A 4012-nucleotide genomic window follows, 5' to 3' on the forward strand; every position below is an offset into this window, starting at 1 on the left:
CTGGTGGCCCGCGCCCTGGCCGCCGGGCCGCGCATCCTGCTCCTGGACGAGCCGTTCACCGGCGTCGACGTGCCCACCCAGGAGTTGTTGAACGAGCTGTTCGGCCGACTGGCCGCGGAAGGCAGGGCGCTGCTGATGACCACGCACGACCTGGCGGCTGCCGCCCGCACCTGCCACCGGGTCGCGCTGATCAACCGCACGGTCGTCGCAGAGGGCGGCCCCGAACTCCTCGCCGACCCCGACCAGATGCTGCGGGCGTTCGGCCTGGACCGCGCGATCGGAGCCGTAGCGTGATCGAGTTCCTCACGGACCCCTGGCAACTGCCCTTCATGCAGCGGGCGTTCGCCGTCGCCGCGGTCATCGGCCTGGTGTGCGGAGTGGTGGGCGTGTACGTCGTGCTGCGCGGCATGGCGTTCATCGGCGACGCGGTCGCCCACTCGGCCTTCCCCGGTGTCGCGCTCGCCTACGCCTTCGAGGGCAACCTTCTCCTCGGCGGCGCCGCGGCCGGCATCACGACGGCCGTGTTGATCGCCTTCGTCTCGCAGAACCGGCGGCTCAAGGAGGACACCGTCATCGGCGTCTTCTTCGCCTTCGCCTTCGGACTGGGCATCGTCCTGGTCTCCACGCGTGACAGCTGGACGACCGACCTGTCCTCCTTCCTCTTCGGGCAGGTCCTCGCGGTCAGCGCGGCGGACGTGTGGACCGTGGCCGCCATCGGGGCCGTACTCGTGCTCGTCGTGCTCGCGATCGGCAAGGAACTGGTCGCCGTCAGCCTGGACCGGGAGGCGGCACGCGCCGCGGGCCTGCCAGTGTTCCGTCTCGACCTGGCGCTCTACGTCGTCGTGACCACGACGATCGTGATGTCCCTGGAGGCGGTCGGCAACATCCTGGTCCTCGCCCTGCTCATCACGCCCGCGGCCGCCGCCCGCATGCTCACCGAACGGCTGTGGGCGATGACCCTGCTGGCCTCGCTCATCGGCTGTGCCGGGAGCGTGGCGGGCCTGTACGTCTCGTACACCTACGATCTGGCCGCGGGTGGCTCGGTGGTCGTGGTCCTCACCGGCCTGTTCGCCATCACCTGGTGCCTGGCACCCCGCCACGGCCTGATCGCGAAGCGCATCCGGCGCCCGGACCCCGCCGCGGCCCTGCCCGCCGGACCGTGACGGCCCGACAAGCAGCCCCGAGCACCGCGCGGGGCTGCTCGTCGCGGTCGCCACACGGGTGCGGGTGCCGCGTGGCTCCGGCTACTGCCCATGGGGTGCGACGGACGCACGGCCGGCAGATACCGCGGCATCCGTCGCCCGTAGCGCAGGGTCACGCCGTCCCCTTGCCTGCTGCCTCGGACGCGTGTTGTGGTCCGGGCGGAAGGCGCGGCAGGGCTGGGGCGAGCTCCGATTCCGACGGCTCCGCTGTGCGCGCCGACTCCGGAGGGCGCCGATGTGCTCGCGCGACCGCGCATCGATGCCTGGGGGATCGGTTCGGATAGGTAACTGCTCACCACGGAGAAAGGCCACAGATGACCAGGACCGCCACGAGTGAGGCCGACCGCGCCGATCAGGGGCTCGGCTATGCCGTCAACGGCCCCTACTACGACGTGATTTTCCCCGAGGCGGTACGGGCCTCGCTCACGGACGCCCTGCGGCGGCTGGTGTCCGGGGCCCGCACGGTTGCCGAGATCGGCCCCGGCACAGGGGTCTTCACTGAGGCACTACTGGAGTTGCTCGGGCCGGACGGTGAGATCTTCGCGATCGAGCCGACGCGCATCATGCGCACCGCCCTGGTGACCCGGCTGTCCCGCATACCGGCAGCCGCGGACACAGTGACCGTACTGCCCGAGGACGCGCTGACAGCCGAAGTGGACACACCGCTGGACGCCGTGGTGCTGTTCAACATGATCATGCATTTCCCGCCGGAGCAGCGGGTCCGGCTCTGGCACAAGTGGGCCGACGCACTCCGCCCCGGCGGCCTGCTGATCATGGAGTCGCAGCACCCCCAGACAGCGACTGTTGTCGCACCGTCGATCGTCCCCGGAGGCACGCTGGGGCGGCACCGCTACGACACCCTCGCGCGGGCGGACGTCGTGGGTGAGGACCTGATTCGCTGGGTGATGACCTACCGGACCTGGCGCGGCGACGAACTGATCCGGGAAGAGACCGCGGGGTTCGACTGCCATGTCGTCTCCGACGAGACGCTGGCCGCCGAGCTGTCGGCGGTGGGGCTCGAACGTCATCCGGCCGCGCCCGAAGGTATCCAGGCATGGCGGCGTCCGCAGGCCCTGTGAGCCCGCCCGCGCGGGAGAACCACGGCATCGGAAGCAGCCGCGATCTCTCGCAGCATCGCGGCTTGCTTCTCCGACAATGAGTACTTCACGGCCCAGGACTCCGCTCGGCTCAGTGCAGGGAGGAGCGTCACGCTAGGCGGTAGAGGCAGGGTGCTGCCGGGTTTCGTAGCCCGTCTGGGTGGCTAGAGCCGTGTGAGGGTCCGGGCGTGATCAGTCGATGTCCGGACCATCGGCCTCTTCGAGGAGACGGGCCGCGAGGTCGTCGGCCCTCCCCCAGCTCTCGGCTTCGCTCGAGCAGGGGGCACCCCCATCACGGCCCAAGCGCGAAGCGCGGTGATGGTGGCGTCATCGAGCCCATAGGCGGCGAAGGCTTCGTCGTCGGTCCACTCGGCGCCCGTGAGGTTCGCCTGCAGGTCCTCGCGCTCGAAGCGGCCGCGGGCATGGCGGCGGCCGAACTCCTCGAGCTCGGCATTGGCCCAGCGGCGGGAGGCCGCGAACACGTCGATCAAGTCGCGGGGCGCTCCGCGGTCGGCAAGGGCACGGACCTTGGTCCCGATCACGTCCTCCTCCGCGAGGACGGGCCCATACGGGCTCTGGGCGATGGGCCGCCAGAAGATCTCCTTGAGGATGTCGACCTCGCAGTCCTGCCCGGTGGCCGGGTCGGACACGGTGAAGCGGGCGGACAGCGGGGCGGTCTCCAGCGCGTGCACCTTCCAGCCGCGGGCTTCCAGGCCGGCGCGGAGCGTGGCCGCGATGTCGGCCATGGGCGCCGGGTTCTCGGTGGCGACGTCGAGGTCCTGGCTGGGGCGGTTGACGAGGCGGTGCGCCCGCACGGCGTATCCGCCGGTGAGGACCAGCGGGTACGGGGAGCCGAGGGCGATCACATCCGCCAGGAGCCGCGTGTGCAGCTCCGGCATGTCCGTCACGCGGCCGCCCGGGTGCGGGAGGCGAGCTGGGGGAAGGCGTCTTCCCACACAGTGCGCACGGTGCGTCCGACGAGGGTGCGCAGCACCGGCCACAGCTGGAGGAGCAGGTCCTGGTTGAGGTAGCGGGGCAGGTCGTCGTGCAGGCCCTCGTGCAGGACGGTGCGGTACAGGCCCATGCGCTGGCGGGGCTTGCTCATGTCGTACGAGGTCATCCCGGACCAGGCCATGTGCAGTGGCAGCTCCACGACTCCCTGGGTCGGGCCGTGCAACTCGTCCAGCGACTCCGGCAGACGCCGCCGGAACTTCTCCCGGTACAGCGCCAGGTCCTCGGCGACCGCGCCCGAGAGGTCGCTCGGCGTGGGGGCGGCGTGCTGTGGGCTGGAGGGCATGACTCCATTATGGCGGCCGGGGAAGCGATGAGGGTCATGATGTGCGAGCCTGCGTCCGGAGTGAGTGGGAGTGGGCTCGTGGAGGGGAGCTGGTCGTGGCAGCCTGTTCCGCCCGAAGAGGAGGGATGGACCGTTGGTCGTTTACGCTCGTTTGACGCTCTGGGCGCCCGCACGCGGGGCAGCGAGCCGAGAAACAGGTCCTGACGTGGCCTTTTCCGTGACTCGCTCAGGCTGACATCTTTCCTATGACGCATCGTGTGGAGTGCGTGGCGGTGCTGGAGCCGGTGGGGAAGGGCTCCTGAACTGCGGGTCAGTGGCCGGCCGTTTCCGACAACGGGTTGGGTGCCCGTTGTCAGAGGCATCGGCTTGGATGAACACGACGTGTTCGCGGGCGGGCTCGATCGTCGGCAAGGCCG

4 protein-coding genes and 1 pseudogene are annotated in these 4012 nt (G+C 70.4%); 3 read left to right on the forward strand and 2 right to left on the reverse strand.

Annotation, left to right across the window (positions count from 1 at the left end):
* The 3 genes from ACYVO6_RS24225 to ACYVO6_RS24235 form a co-directional block, all read left to right on the forward strand.
* Positions 1-294 (forward strand): AAA family ATPase (locus ACYVO6_RS24225; RefSeq protein ID WP_461064419.1); only part of this gene is annotated, 294 nt, incomplete at its 5' end.
* Positions 291-1163: an anchored repeat-type ABC transporter permease subunit gene (locus ACYVO6_RS24230; RefSeq protein ID WP_461064421.1), complete on the forward strand. Its 873-nt coding sequence runs from the start codon at positions 291-293 to the stop codon at positions 1161-1163. The genes ACYVO6_RS24225 and ACYVO6_RS24230, both read left to right, overlap by 4 nt.
* 353 nt (positions 1164-1516) lie before the next feature.
* Positions 1517-2281, forward strand: a complete 765-nt coding sequence (locus tag ACYVO6_RS24235) for a methyltransferase domain-containing protein (protein WP_461064423.1) — start codon at positions 1517-1519, stop codon at positions 2279-2281.
* 210 nt (positions 2282-2491) lie between these two features.
* On the opposite strand, the pseudogene ACYVO6_RS24240 reads toward ACYVO6_RS24235, so the two are convergent.
* Together ACYVO6_RS24240 and ACYVO6_RS24245 are read right to left on the reverse strand one after the other, a co-directional pair.
* Positions 2492-3198, reverse strand: a pseudogene (locus ACYVO6_RS24240) (nucleotidyl transferase AbiEii/AbiGii toxin family protein).
* A 5-nt stretch (positions 3199-3203) separates the two neighbouring features.
* On the reverse strand, positions 3204-3596 hold the full coding sequence (locus ACYVO6_RS24245) for a hypothetical protein (RefSeq protein WP_461064425.1): 393 nt from the start codon (positions 3594-3596) through the stop codon (positions 3204-3206).
* Positions 3597-4012 lie beyond the last annotated feature (416 nt).

The organism is Streptomyces pseudoechinosporeus, assembly GCF_054783935.1.

Excerpts from the sequence above, each read along its gene's own strand:
- ACYVO6_RS24235 (WP_461064423.1), top strand. The coding sequence starts at position 1,517 with ATGACCAGGACCGCCACGAGTGAGGCCGACCGCGCCGATCAGGGGCTC.
- ACYVO6_RS24245 (WP_461064425.1), bottom strand. The coding sequence starts at position 3,596 with ATGCCCTCCAGCCCACAGCACGCCGCCCCCACGCCGAGCGACCTCTCG.